Source organism: Embleya hyalina (assembly GCF_003967355.1).
GTDB classification, from domain to species: Bacteria; Actinomycetota; Actinomycetes; order Streptomycetales; family Streptomycetaceae; genus Embleya; species Embleya hyalina.
Genome location: NZ_BIFH01000029.1, coordinates 128870 through 144446 on the forward strand (window position 1 = coordinate 128870; position 15577 = coordinate 144446).

A 15577-nucleotide genomic window follows, 5' to 3' on the forward strand; every position below is an offset into this window, starting at 1 on the left:
CGTCAGGTCAGCCGGATCAGGCGCCGCTCGGTGGCGACGCTGACCGCGGCGGTACGGGTGTCCACGCCGAGCTTCGCGTAGATGTGGCCCAGGTGGGTCTTCACCGTGGCCTGGGAGATGAACAGCCGGCGGGCGATCTCCGCGTTGCCGACGCCGCGCGCGAGCAGTTGCAGGATCTCCACCTCGCGGGCGGTGAGCGTGCCGTCCGGCTTGCGCATCCGGCTGAACAGGCGGGCGGCCACCTCCGGGGCCAGTACGGTGCGGCCCGCGGCGGCGTCGCGCACGGCCCGGAACAGGTCCTCCGGGCTGCCCGCCTTGAGCAGGTAACCGGCCGCGCCCGCCTCGATCGCGCGCGAGACGTCCGCGTCGGTGTCGTACATGGTCAACACCAGGACGTGTGGCGGCTCGGGCAGCGCGAGCAGTCGCCCGGTGGCCTCGACGCCGTCGATCCCGCCGACCAGTTGCAGGTCCATCAGCACCACGTCGGGGCGCAGCGCGGCGGCGAGCCGGACCGCCTCCTCGCCGCCGGCCGCCTCCCCGATCACCTCGATCCCGTCCTCACCGGCGAACAGGGCGAGCAGCCCGGCCCGCACCACGGCGTGGTCGTCGCAGACGACGAGACGGATCGGCGTCACGGGGCGGCTCCGGGGTCGGGATCGGCGGGTGGGGGTGGCGTGGGGGTCGGGGGGCTCGCGGCGTCGGGGACGGTGGCGGCCAGGGCGGTGCCCTCGTCGGGGGCGCTTTCGACGGTGAGTTCGCCGCCGACCTCGGCCAGGCGGCGGCGCAGCGACGGGAGTCCGTAACCGCGCAGGTCGCCGCTCCGGGGCAGGGTCGGGTCGAAGCCGACGCCGTCGTCGCGGATGTCCAGGGCGACCCGGTCCGGCAGGTAGGTGAGGGTCACGTGCACCGTCCGGGCGCGGGCGTGCTCGCGCACGTTGGCCAGCGCGCCCTGGGCGGTCCGGGTGAGCGCGGCCTCGACCGGCGCGGGCAGCGGGCGGGAACGTCCGTCCACGGCGAGCGCGACGTCGGGCCCGTCGTCGGCGCGGAAGCGGTCGACGACCCGGGCCAGGCCGCCCGCGAGGCCGGGCGCGTCGGCCAGTTCGACGGGGGCCAGGTCCCGGACGAAGCGGCGGGTCTCCTCCACGCCGAGCGCCGCCACCTGCTCGGCCCGGCGTACGTGCGCGCGGGCCGCCGTCGGGTCGGTCTCCCAGGCGCGGTCGGCGGCCTGGAGCAACATCCGCAAGCTGGAGGTGCCCTGGGCGATGGTGTCGTGGATCTCCCGGGACAACCGCTCGCGCTCGGCCAGCATGCCCGCCCGGCGCTCGCTGACCGCCAGTTCGGCGGCGGTGGCGCGCAGCCGTTCCTGGTCGCTGCGCATGCGGGTGAAGACGGCGGTGGCGATCGCGGCGACCGCGGGCGGGCCGAGGAACAGGCTGGGGTCGATCGTGTCGGCGAGCCGATACTGCGCGATCACCACGGCCGTGGTCAGCAGGACCACGGTGCCGATCGCCGCCCGGGTCGGCAGCACCCGCAGGCCGGTGTACAGCAGTGGCACCGCGCACCACGCGAAGCTGGGCGCGGCGGTGACCAGCGCCAGCCACGCGGCGAGCACCGCGGCCAGCCAGGCCAGCCGGGCGGGCGAGCGCTCCGGCGGCAGCGCCAGACCGGCCAGGTAGAGCGCGGCGAGCAGCGCGGCCAGCGCGAAGACCCACGGGGCCCGGCCGTCGGTGCCGTGCCGAACCGTGTAGCGGCCCAGCGACGCGGCGAGCAGCAGCAGGAATCCCGCGTGGATCACCAGCCCGGCGTGCCGGACCGGCCACGGTTCCGTTCGCTGTGGGGGCACGACGTACCTGTTCCCTGTCCCGGTCGGCTCGATCACGCGCGACGCGCGCGGATCGACGGTCGACTCCACCGTGGACCGGCTCGCCCAGGCGCGGATCGGCCGATCGGTTGATCTTCGCACCGCCCGACCGGCGTGCCGGGACCGGCGGCTTTGCCGATGGCGGGCGGGCGCGCGGCCGGGAGGGTGGAGGCATCGGGAAAACCACCCGACGACAACCGCCAGGAGACGACGCGGGACTGTCGCGCAAGACGCGAAAGAGGTAGGACGATGAGCAACTTTTCCACGCGTGGTCGGGTACTGACCGGGGTCTTCTCGCTGGCGGCGGTCGGCGCGGTCACCGCCGGCGTCGCGGCCGCCCAGGTGCCGAGCGCGACCGAGGCCCGGCACGACGCGCGTCCGGCGCCGGCCGTGGTGCAGGTCAAGACGCTGGGTGTGGACGCCGCGAGCAAGGCCGCGCAGGCCGCGCTCGACGCCGCCGAGAAGGACGGTCAGAAGGTCACCGTGGTCGTGGTGGCCCGCGACGGCTCGACGCGCGTGGTGCTCAAGGGCGACGGCGCGGGCCCGCAGTCGGAGGAGTCGGCCCGGCGCAAGGCGTACACCGCCGTGTCCTGGAACGCGCCGACCTCGGCCCTGGCCCAGCGGGTGACCGCGCCGGGCGCCTCGCTCCGGGACATCCCCGGGACGCTGTTCCTGGCCGGCGCGGTGCCGGTGGCGGTGGACGGCGCCCCGATCGTGGGCATCGGGGTGGCCGGTGCCCCCGCCGGCGACCTGGACGAGAAGTACGCCGCCGAGGGCCTGGCCGCCATCGCCGGTCAGCTGAAGTAGCCGACCGCCGCGGGGCGATCCCGGGGTGGAGGGGGAGGTCGCGGCCCGCACCGCCACGACCTCCCCGGCTCCGGGATCGCCCGCCGGGCGTGGATGGCCCGACCGGCGGGGGTCCGTACACCGCCGGCGTCGATCCGTACACCGCCCGTACCGGTCCGTGCATGTCCGGCGTCGGCCCGTACACCGGATCGTGGTCCCCCGCCACCCGGGGCGGTCAGCCGAAGAGCGCCGTCCCCCGGGTGTTGAAGACCGCGCTCTGCAAGGGCAACAGCAGTTGGGCGGGCAGGAAGCTGTCCGGCGTCAGCGGCTCTCGGGGCGTCTGCGCGGCGCGTGCCGCGGGAATGTAGAGCGAGGCCATCGAGCCGAAGATGACCGCGGTCGCGATCACTGCCGCCTTGCGAAATCCGTGCTTGACCATGGAATTGCCCTTCACCGGGGACGTCGGGTAAGCGAATCGGCGTCCCGTCGCACCGGGAATTCCGGGCACGGCTCCGCCGCGCCGCCCGGGGATTTCATGGCGGCGCGGCAACTCTAAGGTTTTGTCGGCAAAGAAAAAGACGCCGTTCGCCCTCCCGGGTGACGTCATCGGTTGGCCCAGGGGCCAGGACACGCAATTTCACTCGGAAGGGTGAGGATTGTGCGCCTGCGCGCTCCCACACGTGTCCATGTCCCGTGCCGGGCGTTATCCCGGCCGCCCGACGCCGATGCGCTCGCGCAGCCAGTGATACGACGCCCTCGGCGTGCGGGTCCCGGTCGCGAAGTCGACATGGATCAGGCCGAAGCGCTGGTGATAGCCCTCGGCCCATTCGAAGTTGTCGAGCAGGGACCACACGTAATAGCCGCGCACGTCGATTCCCGCTTTGCCCGCCGCGGCCACCGCTGCGATATGGCCGTCGAGGAACGCGATGCGTTCCGGATCGTCCCGGCCCTCGGCGGTCGAGCAGCCGTTCTCGGTGATCCAGATCGGCGGCAGCGCGTCCCCGTAGCGCGCGCCGAGTCCGGTCAACAGGGTGGTCAGCCCCTCCGGCACCACGGGCCAGTCGAACGCGGTGCGCGGCACACCGGTGATCTCCACCGTGGTGAAGGGCAGCGCGGCGTCCGGCTCGGCCGCGGCGATCACCGTCGGGTTGTAGTAGTTGACGCCCAGGCCGGTCAGCGAGCCGCCGATCAGGTCGAGGTCGCCGGATTCGACGAACGGCAGCGCGTCGCGGTCGTGGCCGTAGGCGGCCAGGTCCGGGTAGCGGCCGAGCAGCAGCGGATCGGTGAACAGTCGGTTGTGCAGGGTGTCGTAGGCGGCCGCGGCGGCGCGATCGGCCTCGCTCTCGCTCGCGGCCGTCACCGGGGTCAGGTTGTTGGACACCAGGACGCGCTCGGCGCCGGCGCCGCCCAGCACGCGTGCGGCCAGCCCGTGGCCGAGCAGTTGGTGGTGCGCGGCGGGCAGCGCGTCCAGGAGCAGCGCGTGACCGGGTGCGTGCACGCCGAGCGCGTAGCCCCAGGCCATGTGGATGAAGGGCTCGTTGAGGGTGATCCAGGTGCGCACCCGGTCGCCGAGGCGGTCCGCCACGTGCCCGGCGTAGTCGGCGAATCGGGCGGCGGTGTCCCGGGCGAGCCAGCCGCCGTCGTCCTCCAGGGCCTGTGGCAGGTCCCAGTGGAACAGCGTGGGGGTGGGTGTGATGCCGCGGGCGATCAGCGCGTCGACGAGGCGGTCGTAGAAGTCCAGGCCGGCCGGGTTGGGCCGGCCCCGGCCGTCGGGTTGTACGCGGGGCCAGGCGATGGAGAAGCGGTAGGCGTCCACGCCGAGGCCGGCCATCAGGTCGACGTCCTCGGCCCAGCGGTGGTAGTGGTCGCAGGCCACCGCGCCGGTGTGGCCGTCGCGGATCCGGCCGGGTTGGGCGCAGAAGGTGTCCCAGACCGAGGGGCCTCGGCCGTCCTCGTCGACCGCGCCCTCGATCTGGTAGGCGGCGGTGGCGGTACCCCAGGAGAACCCGGCGGGCAGGTCCCAGGGGGTGGCGGGGGACGTCATGGCGGCTCCGTGGGTCGGCGGTGGGCGGGCGCGCCGGCGGCGCCGGGGCGCGGCCCATGATGGCCCGGTGGGTGTACGGGGTCCAGGGCTCGGTGTGCTTGTCCGAACATCGTTTCCTGGGTTAACAATTAGAATGGTTGACTATGACAACCGGACCCGCGCCAGGCCGCCCCGAACACGGCTGGCTTCGCCGACTCATGGCGGCCTCGTGGCGGTATCGGAGCAGCGTGCTGATCGCGTTCGGCGCCTCCCTCGTGGGGATGGCCGTCACCGCGCTCGTACCGCTCGTCCAGCGCCGGGTGGTCGACGACGCGGTCGCGGGTGAGTTGGGCGACCTGGTGCCGCTGTCGATCCTGCTCGTGGGCGCGGCCCTGGTGACCTTCGGGTGCGCCTACGCGCGGCGCTATGTCGGCGGCAAGTTGTCCCTCGACGTGCAGTACGACCTGCGCACCCGGATCTTCGGCGCGCTCTCCCGCCTGGACGGTGCCCGGCAGGACGAGTTGCAGACCGGACAGATCGTCAGTCGGGGCATCTCCGACGTGACCATGGTCCAGGGCTTCATGGCGATGATCCCGATGATGACCGGCAACGTGCTGCTGTTCGTCATCTCGCTCGGCGTGATGTTCTGGCTGTCCCCGCTGCTCACGGTGGTCTCGCTCGCGGTGGGTCCGGGGCTGTTCGCGGTGGCCTACCTGTCCAGGAAGCGGCTGTTCCCGGCCACGTGGCAGGCCCAGCAGGACGCCGCCGCGCTGGCCGGGGTGGTGGAGAGCGCGGTCACCGGGGTGCGGGTGGTCAAGGGTTTCGGGCAGGAGGAGCAGGAGTTGGCCCGGCTCGAGACGGCCGGTCGCACGCTGTTCGCGTCCCGGTTGCGCTCGGTGCGGTTGAACAGCCGGTACACCCCGACGTTGTCCGCGATCCCCGCGCTCGGTCAGGTCGGCGTGCTCGCGCTCGGCGGGTGGCTGGCGGTGCGCGGGGAGATCACCCTCGGTACCTTCCTCGCCTTCTCCGCCTACCTGGGCCAGTTGGTCGGCCCGGTGCGGATGTTGTCCGGTCTGCTGACCTTCGGCCAGCAGGCGCGGGCCAGCGTGGAGCGCATCTTCGAGGTGATCGACTCGCAGCCGATCGTGACCGAGAAGCCGGACGCCGAGGTGTTGCCGGCGGTCGCCGCCTCGGTCGAGTTGGCGGACGTGCGGTTCGGCTACGTGGCCTCGCGTCCGGTGCTGGACGGGCTGTCGTTGCGGGTGGAGCCGGGTGAGACCTTGGCGCTGGTCGGCACGTCGGGATCGGGCAAGTCCACGGTGTCGATGCTGCTCCCCCGGTTCTACGACGTGCAGTCGGGCGCGATCCGGGTGGACGGGCGCGATGTGCGGGACCTGACCTTCGACTCGCTGCGCGCGGCGATCGGGCTGGTGATGGAGGACAGCTTCCTGTTCTCCGACTCGGTGCGCGCCAACATCGCCTACGGGCGGCCGGACGCGACCGACGAGCAGGTGCTCGCGGCGGCGCGGGCGGCCGAGGCGGACGAGTTCATCCGGGAACTGCCCGACGGCTACGACACGGTGGTCGGCGAGCAGGGCTTGACCCTGTCCGGCGGACAGCGGCAGCGGGTGGCGCTGGCCCGGGCGTTGCTCACCGATCCGCGCATCCTGCTGCTCGACGACGCCACCTCGGCGGTGGACCCCAAGATCGAGGCGGAGATCCACGCCACGCTGCACCGGGTGATGGCGGGGCGGACCACGATCCTGGTCGCGCACCGTCGCTCGACGCTGGAACTGGCCGACCGGATCGCGGTGTTGGACCGGGGCCGGCTGGTGGACGTGGGCACCCACGACGAGTTGACCGCGCGGTGTCCGCTGTATCGCCTGCTGCTGTCCGGGCCGGGCGACGACGCCGAGGGGGTGGACGCGCAACTTCCGTCGGCGCTCGCCGAGGCGGGCGCGTCCTCGGCCGGCGGGAACGGGGTGACTCCCGGGTTGTGGGATCGCGCGACGGCGTCGTCCGATGGCCCGGCGCGCAGCGCGAGTGCGGTGGCCCGTACCCGGACCGCGGGCGGTCCGGGGAGTTGGGCGGCGATGCTCCAGGCCACGCCCGAACTGCTGGCGCAGGTGGAGAAGTTGCCTCCGGCGACGGATACGCCCGACGTGGACGACGTGGCGGCGCGGCGCTCGGACGCGGCGTTCGATCTGCGGTCGCTGCTGCGACCGTTCCGCTGGGCGCTGCTGCTCGGGTTCGTACTGGTGATCCTGGACACCGGGGCCCAACTCGCGTTGCCGGCGCTGATCCGGGACGGGATCGACCGGGGCATCGACGACGGGGCCACCGGCGCGATCATGACGGTGTCGCTGATCGCCATCGTGATCGTGATGGCGGACTGGTTCGTCAACGTCGGGCAGGCGATGGTCGCGGGCCGCACCGGCGAGCGGTTGTTGTACACGCTGCGGGTGAAAACGTTCGCGCATCTGCAACGGCTCGGTCTGGACTACTACGAACGCGAGTTGTCCGGGCGGATCATGACCCGGATGACCACCGACGTGGACGCGCTGTCCACGTTCTTGCAGACCGGGCTGATCAGCGCGGTGGTCAGTGTGCTGACCTTCTTCGGGATCATGGTCGCGCTGCTCGTGCTCGACTGGGAGCTCGGGCTGATCGTGATGAGCGTGTTGCCGGTGTTGATCGCGGCGACGGTGGTGTTCCGGTCGCGGTCGTCGAAGGCGTATACGGAGGCACGCGAGAAGGTCAGCGTGGTCAACGCCGATCTCCAGGAGAACGTCGCGGGGTTGCGGGTGTCGCAGGCGTTTCGGCGCGAGGGGCGCAATTCGGAGCGGTTCGCCGAACGCAGCGACGACTACCGCGCGTCCCGGCTTCGGGCGCAGCGCTACATCGCGCTGTACTTCCCGTTCGGGCAGTTCCTGTCCAGCCTCGCGGCGGCGCTCGCGCTGATCGTCGGGGCGCATCGGGTGGGCGGCGGGACGTTGTCGGCCGGTGCGTTGATCGCGTACCTGCTCTACATCGACATGTTCTTCTCGCCGATCCAGCAGCTCTCGCAGGTGTTCGACGGGTATCAGCAGGCGGCGGTGGGGCTGCGCCGGATCCGCGACCTGCTGCGGACGCCCACCACGACGCCGCCGCCGGCCACCGCGGTGCCGGTGCCGATCGGCGGGCTCAAGGGCGCGATCGCCTTCGAGAACGTGCACTTCGCCTACAACGCGCCCGCGTTCGCGGAGGCGGAAGCTGAGGCGGGCGCGGATGTGGGCGCGGCGTCGGTGGCCGCGGGGTCCCCCGAGGTGTTGTCGGGCGTGACGCTGCGGATCGAGCCGGGTGAGACGCTCGCGCTGGTCGGGCAGACGGGCGCGGGCAAGTCGACGCTGGTCAAGCTGGTGGCCCGGTTCTACGACGTGACGTCGGGCGCGGTGACCGTGGACGGGGTGGACGTCCGCGACTACGACCTCGCGGCCTACCGGCACCGGCTCGGCATCGTTCCGCAGGAGGCGTATCTGGCCCCCGGCAGCGTCCGGGACGCCATCGCGTACGGCCGCCCGGACGCGAGCGACGCCGAGGTCGAGGCGGCGGCCCGCGCGGTCGGCGCGCACGCGACGATCGCCGACCTGGCCGGGGGCTACCTCCACGACGTCGGCGAACGCGGCCGCAACCTGTCGGCCGGGCAACGCCAGTTGATCGCGCTCGCCCGGGCCTACCTGGTCGACCCGGACATCCTCCTGCTCGACGAGGCCACCGCCGCCCTCGACCTGGCCACAGAGGCCGCGGTCACCCGAGCCACGGAAACCCTCACCGGCCGCCGCACCACCCTGGTCGTGGCCCACCGCCTCACCACCGCCGCCCGAGCCGACCGCATCGCGGTAATCGACCGCGGCCGCCTGGTCGAACTCGGCACCCACACCGAACTCCTCACCAGACCCGGCCCCTACGCCTCCCTATGGGCAGCCTTCACCACCACCCCCAAACGCGCCGCCTAACCCCTCCGCCCGGCACGTAACCCCGAACACGAGCAAAACCCCAAGCCCACCCAACACCCGAATCCAACACCGGCGCGGCAGGGCGGCCACCGCGCTGCTCGACGCCAAGGCCACAGCGGCCCACACCACCCAAGCCCAGCCCAAACATTTCAGCCCGACCAACGCTTGAGGCCAAACAAAACCCAACCACCAGCCAAAACACACCCAACCCGACCAACACACGACGCCAACCCACCCACCAGCCAAAGCACTTCAGCCCGGTCAGCGCTTGAGGCCAAGCCAAACAAAACCCAACCACCGCCCAAAACACACCCAACCCGACCGGCACATGTGGCCAACCCACCCACCAACCGGAGCACTTCAGCCCGGCCGGCGCTTGAGGCCAAAGCCGAGCAAAACCCAACCGCCGGCCAAAACACACCCAGCCCGGCCGGCGGTTGAGGCCAATGCCTACTCGGCCGAAATCGAGCGCAGCACCGGCAACCGCGCAGCCCGCGCAGCGGGACGCGCTCCGGCCACCAACCCACCGACCGCGCCCACCACGACCAGCACCGCCAACTGCACCGAGGGAATCGCGAACGGCAGCGCCGCCCCCGTGTTCGCGCCGCCGATCGCGCGAATCGCCACCCACCCCAGGAACAGCCCGACCACGAGCCCGGCCGCGGCCCCGATCACCGCCACGAGCGTCGACTCCCAGCGCAGCGCCGACCGCACCTGGGCCCGGGCCGCCCCGATCGCCCGCAACAGGCCCAGTTCACGGGTGCGTTCGTGGGCCGCCAGGGACAGTGTGTTGGCGATCCCGCCCAGCGCGATCAGCAGCGCCAGCGCAAGGAGCACGTAGACCACCGCGACCAGCGTCTGCAACATCTCCGCCCGGGCCGCCACGAACCCCTCCCGATCACGCACCGGGGGCGCGCCGTAGTCCTTGGCGATCCGCTGCACCTCGGCCTTGACCGTCCCCGTGGCCACACCCGGCGCCAGCCGCAGCACCGTCGCCGCGTCCAGGGCCGCGTCCGCGTGCGACTCCCACGCGGTGCGATCGATCAGATAGTCGCCGACGATCGCCGTGCGGTCGTACAGCCCCGTCACCGTGAAGCGCTGCCGCGCGCCGTCGGGGAAGGTGACCTCGGTCGTCGAACCGAGCACCCAGCCACGATCCTTCGCGGCGCTCTTCGACACGGCCATCCCGGCCGGGCCCAGTGCCGTCACCCGCCCGCCGGTCACGTCGAGGTTGAACAGCCGGTCCAACCGAGCCGAGTCGACGGCGAGCATCTGCCGGCTCTGCCCGTCCACGAGCGAGGTCGCGTTGCGCAGCCCGCTCACCGTCTCGACGCCCGGTATCTGCGCCGTCCGGCGCGTGAGTTCGGGGCTGTGTCCGCCACCGGCCCAGCCGGCGGGCGAGGAGCCGCCGATCACCAATTGCCCGGCGACCACCTTGCGGGTCTCCGCCCCGGAGCCCTCCTTGAGCGAGGCCGCGAACACCGCGAACACCGTCACGATCGTGATCCCGAGCAACATCGCCGTCGCCGCACCGGCGGTCCGACGCGGACTGCGCAGCAGGTTGCCCCGCGCCAACGCACCGGGCGCGCCGCGCAGTCGCGGCAGCAAAGCGGTCAGTGGGCCACCCGCGGCCCGGATGCCCGCCGGGGCGACCAGCAGGACCCCCGCGAGCACCGCCGGCGCCGCGACGGCCAGGCCCACCATGCCACCGCCGACGATGCCCATCCCGAGCCCGGCCGCGAGCAGCGCCAGTCCCGCGACGAGTCGACGCCGCGGCAACCGCGCCTGCTCGGCTCCCGCACCGCGCAGCGCCGTCACCGGCGCCACCCGCGACCCGCGCAGGGCCGGCACCAGCGCCGCGAACGCCGTCACCAGGATGCCCACCGGCAATACCGTCAGCGCCGTCGCCGCCTTGAAGACCAGCCCCCGAGCGGGCAGCGTGAAGCCGATCGTGGCGAACAACTCCTTCAGCCCGGCGGCCAGTCCGAGCCCGGCGGCCAGCCCGGCGGCGGACGCCACCACGCCGATCAGCAACGCCTCGATCAGCGCCTGCCGCAGCACCTGCCCACGGCTCGCGCCCAGCGCCCGCATCAGCGCGACCTCGCGGGTGCGCTGCGCGGCCACCACGGAGAAGGTGTGGTTGATCGAGAAGGCCGCGACCACCAGCGCGATCGCCGCGAACACGGTCAGGAAGGTGCGGAAGACCTTCAGGAAGCCGTCCTCGACGGCGTCGACCGCCTCCCCCGTGGCCGCCTTCCCGGGCAGCGCCTGGGTGTCGGCGGGCAGCGCCCGCTGGATCCGCCCGGCCAACTCCTTCTGGTCGGTGCCGGCCGCGGCCCGCACGGCGATCGTGCCGACCTTGCCCGGATCGCGCTGCACGTACCGGCGCGCCCCCTCGAGGTCGAAGGCGGTGTACGAGCCGCCGCCGAAGGCGTCCTCGTCGCCGAAGGTGGCGACGCCGACGATCGTGACCGGGACCGGCCCCGGGGTCAGCACGGTGACCCGGTCGCCGGGGACGAGGTGTCCCTGTTTGGCGGTGGCCCGGTCGATCACCACCTCGTCGGACTTGGCGGGGGCGCGCCCGGTGGCCAGCCGGTAGGGCGTCAGTGCCGGATCCGGCACCCAATTGCCCGCTGTCCTGGGGCCGTTGCCGGTGAGCGCCTTGCCGTCCTTGCCGACCACCTGGCCGTAGCCCTGGATGACCGGCTCGGCGGCGGCGACTCCCGGCACCGCCCGGACCCGGTCCACCAGCGCCGCGTCGATGCCGCCGCGCTGGCTGCCGGGCCGGTCGGTGACCGCGGTCGCGTTGCGCACCACCACGTCGGTGCCGGCTCCGCTGTCACGAATCAGCCCGCCGATGGACGAGCTCATGGTGTCGGCGAGCACGAGCGCGCCGGAGAGGAAGGCGGTGCCGAGCAGCACCGCGAGGGACAGTCCCACGAGCCGGCGTTTGCGGGCCCACAGGTTGGCGAGTGAGAGACGGATCAGCATCGGACGTCACTCCCCTCGGGCGCCGGCACCGGCGGCGACACGATCGAACGCCTTCATCCGGTCCAGCACCCGGTCCGGCGTCGGCGCCTCCATGTAGTCCGCTATGCGACCGTCGGCCAGGAACACCACGCCGTCCGCGTAGCCCGCCGCGACCGGATCGTGGGTGACCATCAGCACGGTCTGCCCGAGTTCGTCCACGGCGTCGCGCAGCAGCGCCAACACCTCGGCGCCGGCCCGCGAGTCGAGGTTGCCGGTCGGCTCGTCCGCCATCACGATCTCCGGCCGGCCGACCAGCGCCCGGGCCACCGCGACGCGCTGCTGCTGGCCGCCCGACAGCTCGCCGGGTCGGTGCTGCAACCGCTGCTCCAATCCGACCGCGGCCACCACCCGATCCAGCCAGGCCGGGTCGGACCTGCGCCCGGCGAGCGACGCGGGCAGCACGATGTTCTCCAGGGCGGTCATGGTCGGCAGCAGGTTGAACGCCTGGAAGACGAAGCCGATCCGGTCCCGGCGCAGCCGGGTGAGCTGTCGGTCGCTCAACGAGCCGAGTTCGGTGTCGCCCAGGTAGACCGCGCCGTCGGTGACGGCGTCGAGGCCCGCCAGGCAGTGCAGCAGCGTGGACTTCCCGGATCCCGAGGGACCCATCACGGCGGTGAATCTGCCGCGCGGGAAGCCGATGGTGACATCGTCCAGGGCGCGCACGGTGGTGTCCCCCTCGCCGTGTACGCGGGACACGCGCACGGCGCGGGCCGCGTCCGGGACGGTGGGGTCGATGTTCGTGGTCATGACGATCCTCGCGAGGAGTTGCGGGTGGACGGAAGGGAACGGGTGGCGCGCGGCGCGGATCAGCCGGCGCCGGCGCGCTGGTGCGTGGGGTTGGCGGCGGACGTCGGGCCGGATCGGTCCGCGGCGCCGGTCGTGTCCTCGGCGCCGCCGGGGCGTCGACGCGGCCCGGACCGGCCGCGGGATCGATCGCCGGACGGTTTGAAGACGGACAGCGCCGTGGCGACGATCAGCGCGACCACCTGGAAGACCACCAGGACGATGTGCCAGGTCTGCAGCGGCGGCAGCGCGTCCGCGTTTCCGTCCGGGGCGCTGTGCGCGATCATCCGGTGCGCGAACTGGCTGATCACGCCCGCTCCGGCCACGATCACCGCGATGAGCAGCACGATCTTGACCTTGATCCACAGGTACCGCCACAGCCCCCACGGCGTGTTCAGGCACAACAGCACGCCGGTGACCAGCGCGAGCACGGCGAACGGTATGCCGCCGGTGAAGACGAAGACGCGCATGAGCCGATAGGCGCTGTGTTGCAGGGCGCGGTCGTCGGTCGTACGGCCCACGACCGCGATCGCCAGCATCACCCACTCGATGCCCAGGAGCCCGACGGCGAAGACGACGTGCGCGGAGTTGACGCCTCGGCGGACGGACTTCGAGTAGCGCCTGGTCCCGGTTGTCGGGGACGCGTTCACGGTGTGCCTCCTGGCATGCTGACGGTCGGGGACGCGCAGTCGGGCGGGTAGGCCCGGGCAGTGCCGGCGAGGGGTGGGATCCGGTGGGATTCGCGGCCTCGTCGACGGGTTCAACTCTTCCGATTCGCGGGCCGGCCGGCGTCCGGCCGGGGGATGCACCGGGCCTGCTGCGCCGGCAGGTCGAAGGGCGGGTCGACCGGTGCTTTCCTGCTCCCTGGGAAGCAGTCCACGGGGCTTGATCTGCTCCCTCGGGAGCATCCGACAAGCCCACGCTCAGCCGACGCGCGGCGCCCCCGACTCCCCCTACCGTTGATCACATGACGAGCCCCTCGAACCTCTCGCCCCGGCACCCGGGCTCCCGCCCCGGGCCGCCGTGGCTGCGCGCTTCCGGTCCCGGGGCGCGCTGGCTCGCACACGCCCTGCGCCCGATCCCCCGCGCGGTGCGCGACGTCGCGCTCGCGCTGCTGGTCTGTGCGATCCAGGTGGTCACGATGGTGTTCGCGGCCCGGCACCAGTCGGACGCTCCCCGGGGCCTGGACGTGTGGGGCGTGCTGTTGATCGCGCTCGGTCCGTTGGCGCTGATCGTGCGCCGGCGGTATCCGGCCGGTGTACTCCTGGTGGCGGTCGGCGCGGGGCTGCTCTACACGATGCTCGACTATCCGCGCGGGCCGCTCTTCCTCGCGATGATCATCGCGCTGTGGAGCGCCTTCGCCGCCGGCCTGCGCCTGTTGGCGTATGTGGTGCTCGCGGTGGGCTACACGAGCTTCGTCTGGATCTCCCCGCTGGTGACCGCCGAGTCGATACCCGCCCCGGGCCTCGCGCTGGGTCTCGCCGCGTGGATGCTGGTGCTCGCGGGCATCGGCGAGGTGGTGCGACTGCGCCGCGCCTACCTCGCCGCCGAGGAACAGCGGGCCCGGGTGCAGTCGCTCGGGTTGGCCGAGGCCGAGCGCCGCCGGGCGGGTGACGAACGGCTGCGGATCGCCCGTGAGTTGCACGACGTGCTGGCCCACCACATCTCGTTGATGAACGTACAGGCGTCGGTGGGCCTGGAGTTGATGGACTCGTCCCCGGAGCAGGCGCGCGAGGCGCTGACGGCGGTCAAGTACGCCAGCCGCGAGGCGCTGGGCGAACTGCGCTCGGTGCTGGAGATCCTCAAGGGCGACGCGGTGGACCGTTCGGGCCCCGACGGCGCCCCGCGCGCGCCCACCGCGGGGCTGGACCTGCTCGACGAGCTGGTCGCGCGCACCTCGGCCGGCGGCCTGACCGTGCGGGTCGAGCGCGCCGGCACCGCCCGGCCGTTGATCGCGGCGGTGGATCTCGCCGCGTACCGGATCGTCCAGGAGGCGCTGACCAACACGTTGCGGCACGCCGCGGCGAGCGAGGCGGTGGTGCGGGTCGCCTATGGGAAGTCCGGCCTGGATCTGACCATCCGGGACAACGGCCGGGGCGCCGCCGGAGCGCCGCGGCCGGCCGACGACGACGCGCTGACCTCCGGTGGCAACGGTCTGCACGGCATGCGCCAGCGGGCCGCCGCGCTCGGCGGGCGCTGTGTGGCCGGGCCGGTGCCGGGGCGCGGCTTCCACGTGCAGGCGCACCTCCCCTACGGTGAGCGCGCCGACGGGCATGATGGCGACGCGGATTCGCCGGTCGAGTCGGCGGCGACCGCCGGCGATCCGGCGCAGCCCGACGAGGGGGACGCATGATCAGGTTGGTGCTGGCCGACGACCAGGCGCTGGTGCGCGCGGGCTTTCGGGCCCTGCTGTCCGCACAGCCCGACATGGAGGTCGTCGGTGAGGCGGGCGAGGGCGGCGAGGCGCTGCGGCTCACGCGCGAACTGCGCCCCGACGTGGTGCTGATGGACATCCGCATGCCGGGCATGGACGGCTTGGAGGCGGCCCGGCTGATCGCGGCGGATCCGGCGCTCACCGCCGTGCGGGTGGTCATCCTGACCACGTTCGACCTCGACGAGTACGTCTTCGAGGCGCTGCGCAACGGCGCGAGCGGCTTCCTGGTCAAGGACACCGAACCGGCCGAACTGCTGCGCGGGGTCCGGGTGGTCTCGGCGGGCGACGCGCTGCTGTCGCCGAACGTGACCCGCCGGCTGATCGAGGAGTACGCGGCCGGCGCGCTGCGTCCGACCGCCGCACCGGTGGCCGAACTCGCCCTGCTGACCGATCGGGAGCGGGAGATCGTCACCCTGGTCGGCCGCGGCCTGTCCAACGACGAGATCGCCGAACACCTGGTCCTCAGTCCCCTCACCGCGAAAACCCACGTGAGCCGGGCCATGACCAAACTGTCCGTCCGCGACAGGGCCCAACTCGTGGTCTTCGCCTACGAAACCGCCCTGGTGACCCCGGGCCACACCACCCCCTGAACCCCGGCCCGCCCACCCGCCCGCGCCGGCGTCGCGCGCCTGTGGCGCCCTGCCTGCCGGCCGTCGGTCCGGTCG

At 72.9% G+C, this 15577-nt stretch carries 11 protein-coding genes; 4 read left to right on the top strand and 7 right to left on the bottom strand.

Annotated features, from left to right (window positions below):
* Nucleotides 1-2: 2 nt before the first annotated feature.
* Nucleotides 3-635, bottom strand: a complete 633-nt coding sequence (locus EMA17_RS31865) for a response regulator (protein ID WP_126640628.1) — start codon at nucleotides 633-635, stop codon at nucleotides 3-5.
* On the bottom strand, nucleotides 632-1843 hold the full coding sequence (locus EMA17_RS31870) for a sensor histidine kinase (RefSeq protein WP_126640629.1): 1212 nt from the start codon (nucleotides 1841-1843) through the stop codon (nucleotides 632-634). The genes EMA17_RS31865 and EMA17_RS31870 overlap by 4 nt, the downstream gene beginning before the upstream one ends.
* 267 nt (nucleotides 1844-2110) lie before the next feature.
* Here EMA17_RS31870 and EMA17_RS31875 point away from each other — a divergent pair, with 267 nt between their 5' ends.
* Nucleotides 2111-2668, top strand: coding sequence for a GlcG/HbpS family heme-binding protein (locus EMA17_RS31875; RefSeq protein WP_078978721.1), 558 nt, complete (start codon nucleotides 2111-2113; stop codon nucleotides 2666-2668).
* A 214-nt stretch (nucleotides 2669-2882) separates the two neighbouring features.
* Here the strand turns inward: EMA17_RS31875 and EMA17_RS31880 are convergent, their stop codons facing one another.
* Nucleotides 2883-3086, bottom strand: a complete 204-nt coding sequence (locus EMA17_RS31880) for a hypothetical protein (protein WP_126640630.1) — start codon at nucleotides 3084-3086, stop codon at nucleotides 2883-2885.
* A 264-nt stretch (nucleotides 3087-3350) separates the two neighbouring features.
* On the bottom strand, nucleotides 3351-4691 hold the full coding sequence (locus EMA17_RS31885; protein ID WP_126640631.1) for a GH1 family beta-glucosidase: 1341 nt from the start codon (nucleotides 4689-4691) through the stop codon (nucleotides 3351-3353).
* A gap of 143 nt (nucleotides 4692-4834) precedes the next feature.
* On the opposite strand from EMA17_RS31885, the gene EMA17_RS31890 reads away from it, so the two are divergent.
* On the top strand, nucleotides 4835-8665 hold the full coding sequence (locus EMA17_RS31890; protein ID WP_126640632.1) for an ABC transporter ATP-binding protein: 3831 nt from the start codon (nucleotides 4835-4837) through the stop codon (nucleotides 8663-8665).
* A gap of 450 nt (nucleotides 8666-9115) precedes the next feature.
* Here the strand turns inward: EMA17_RS31890 and EMA17_RS31895 are convergent, their stop codons facing one another.
* Genes EMA17_RS31895 through EMA17_RS31905 form a run of 3 tightly spaced genes read right to left on the bottom strand, consistent with a single transcriptional unit; the run spans nucleotide 9116 to nucleotide 13128 of the window.
* Nucleotides 9116-11656 (bottom strand): FtsX-like permease family protein, encoded by a 2541-nt coding sequence (locus tag EMA17_RS31895; protein ID WP_126640633.1) that lies wholly within the window; start codon nucleotides 11654-11656, stop codon nucleotides 9116-9118.
* A gap of 6 nt (nucleotides 11657-11662) precedes the next feature.
* Nucleotides 11663-12442 carry an ABC transporter ATP-binding protein gene (locus EMA17_RS31900; protein ID WP_126640634.1) on the bottom strand — a complete coding sequence of 260 codons (780 nt, stop codon included), beginning with the start codon at nucleotides 12440-12442 and terminating at the stop codon, nucleotides 11663-11665.
* 59 nt (nucleotides 12443-12501) lie between these two features.
* Nucleotides 12502-13128 (bottom strand): DUF2269 family protein, encoded by a 627-nt coding sequence (locus tag EMA17_RS31905; RefSeq protein WP_126640635.1) that lies wholly within the window; start codon nucleotides 13126-13128, stop codon nucleotides 12502-12504.
* A gap of 317 nt (nucleotides 13129-13445) precedes the next feature.
* Between EMA17_RS31905 and EMA17_RS31910 the strand changes: the two genes are divergently transcribed.
* Complete coding sequence (locus EMA17_RS31910) at nucleotides 13446-14831, top strand: sensor histidine kinase (protein WP_126640636.1); 1386 nt, start codon at nucleotides 13446-13448, stop codon at nucleotides 14829-14831.
* Entirely contained in the window at nucleotides 14828-15502 is a 675-nt protein-coding gene (locus tag EMA17_RS31915) for a response regulator (protein WP_126640637.1), read from the top strand. The genes EMA17_RS31910 and EMA17_RS31915 overlap by 4 nt, the downstream gene beginning before the upstream one ends.
* Nucleotides 15503-15577 lie beyond the last annotated feature (75 nt).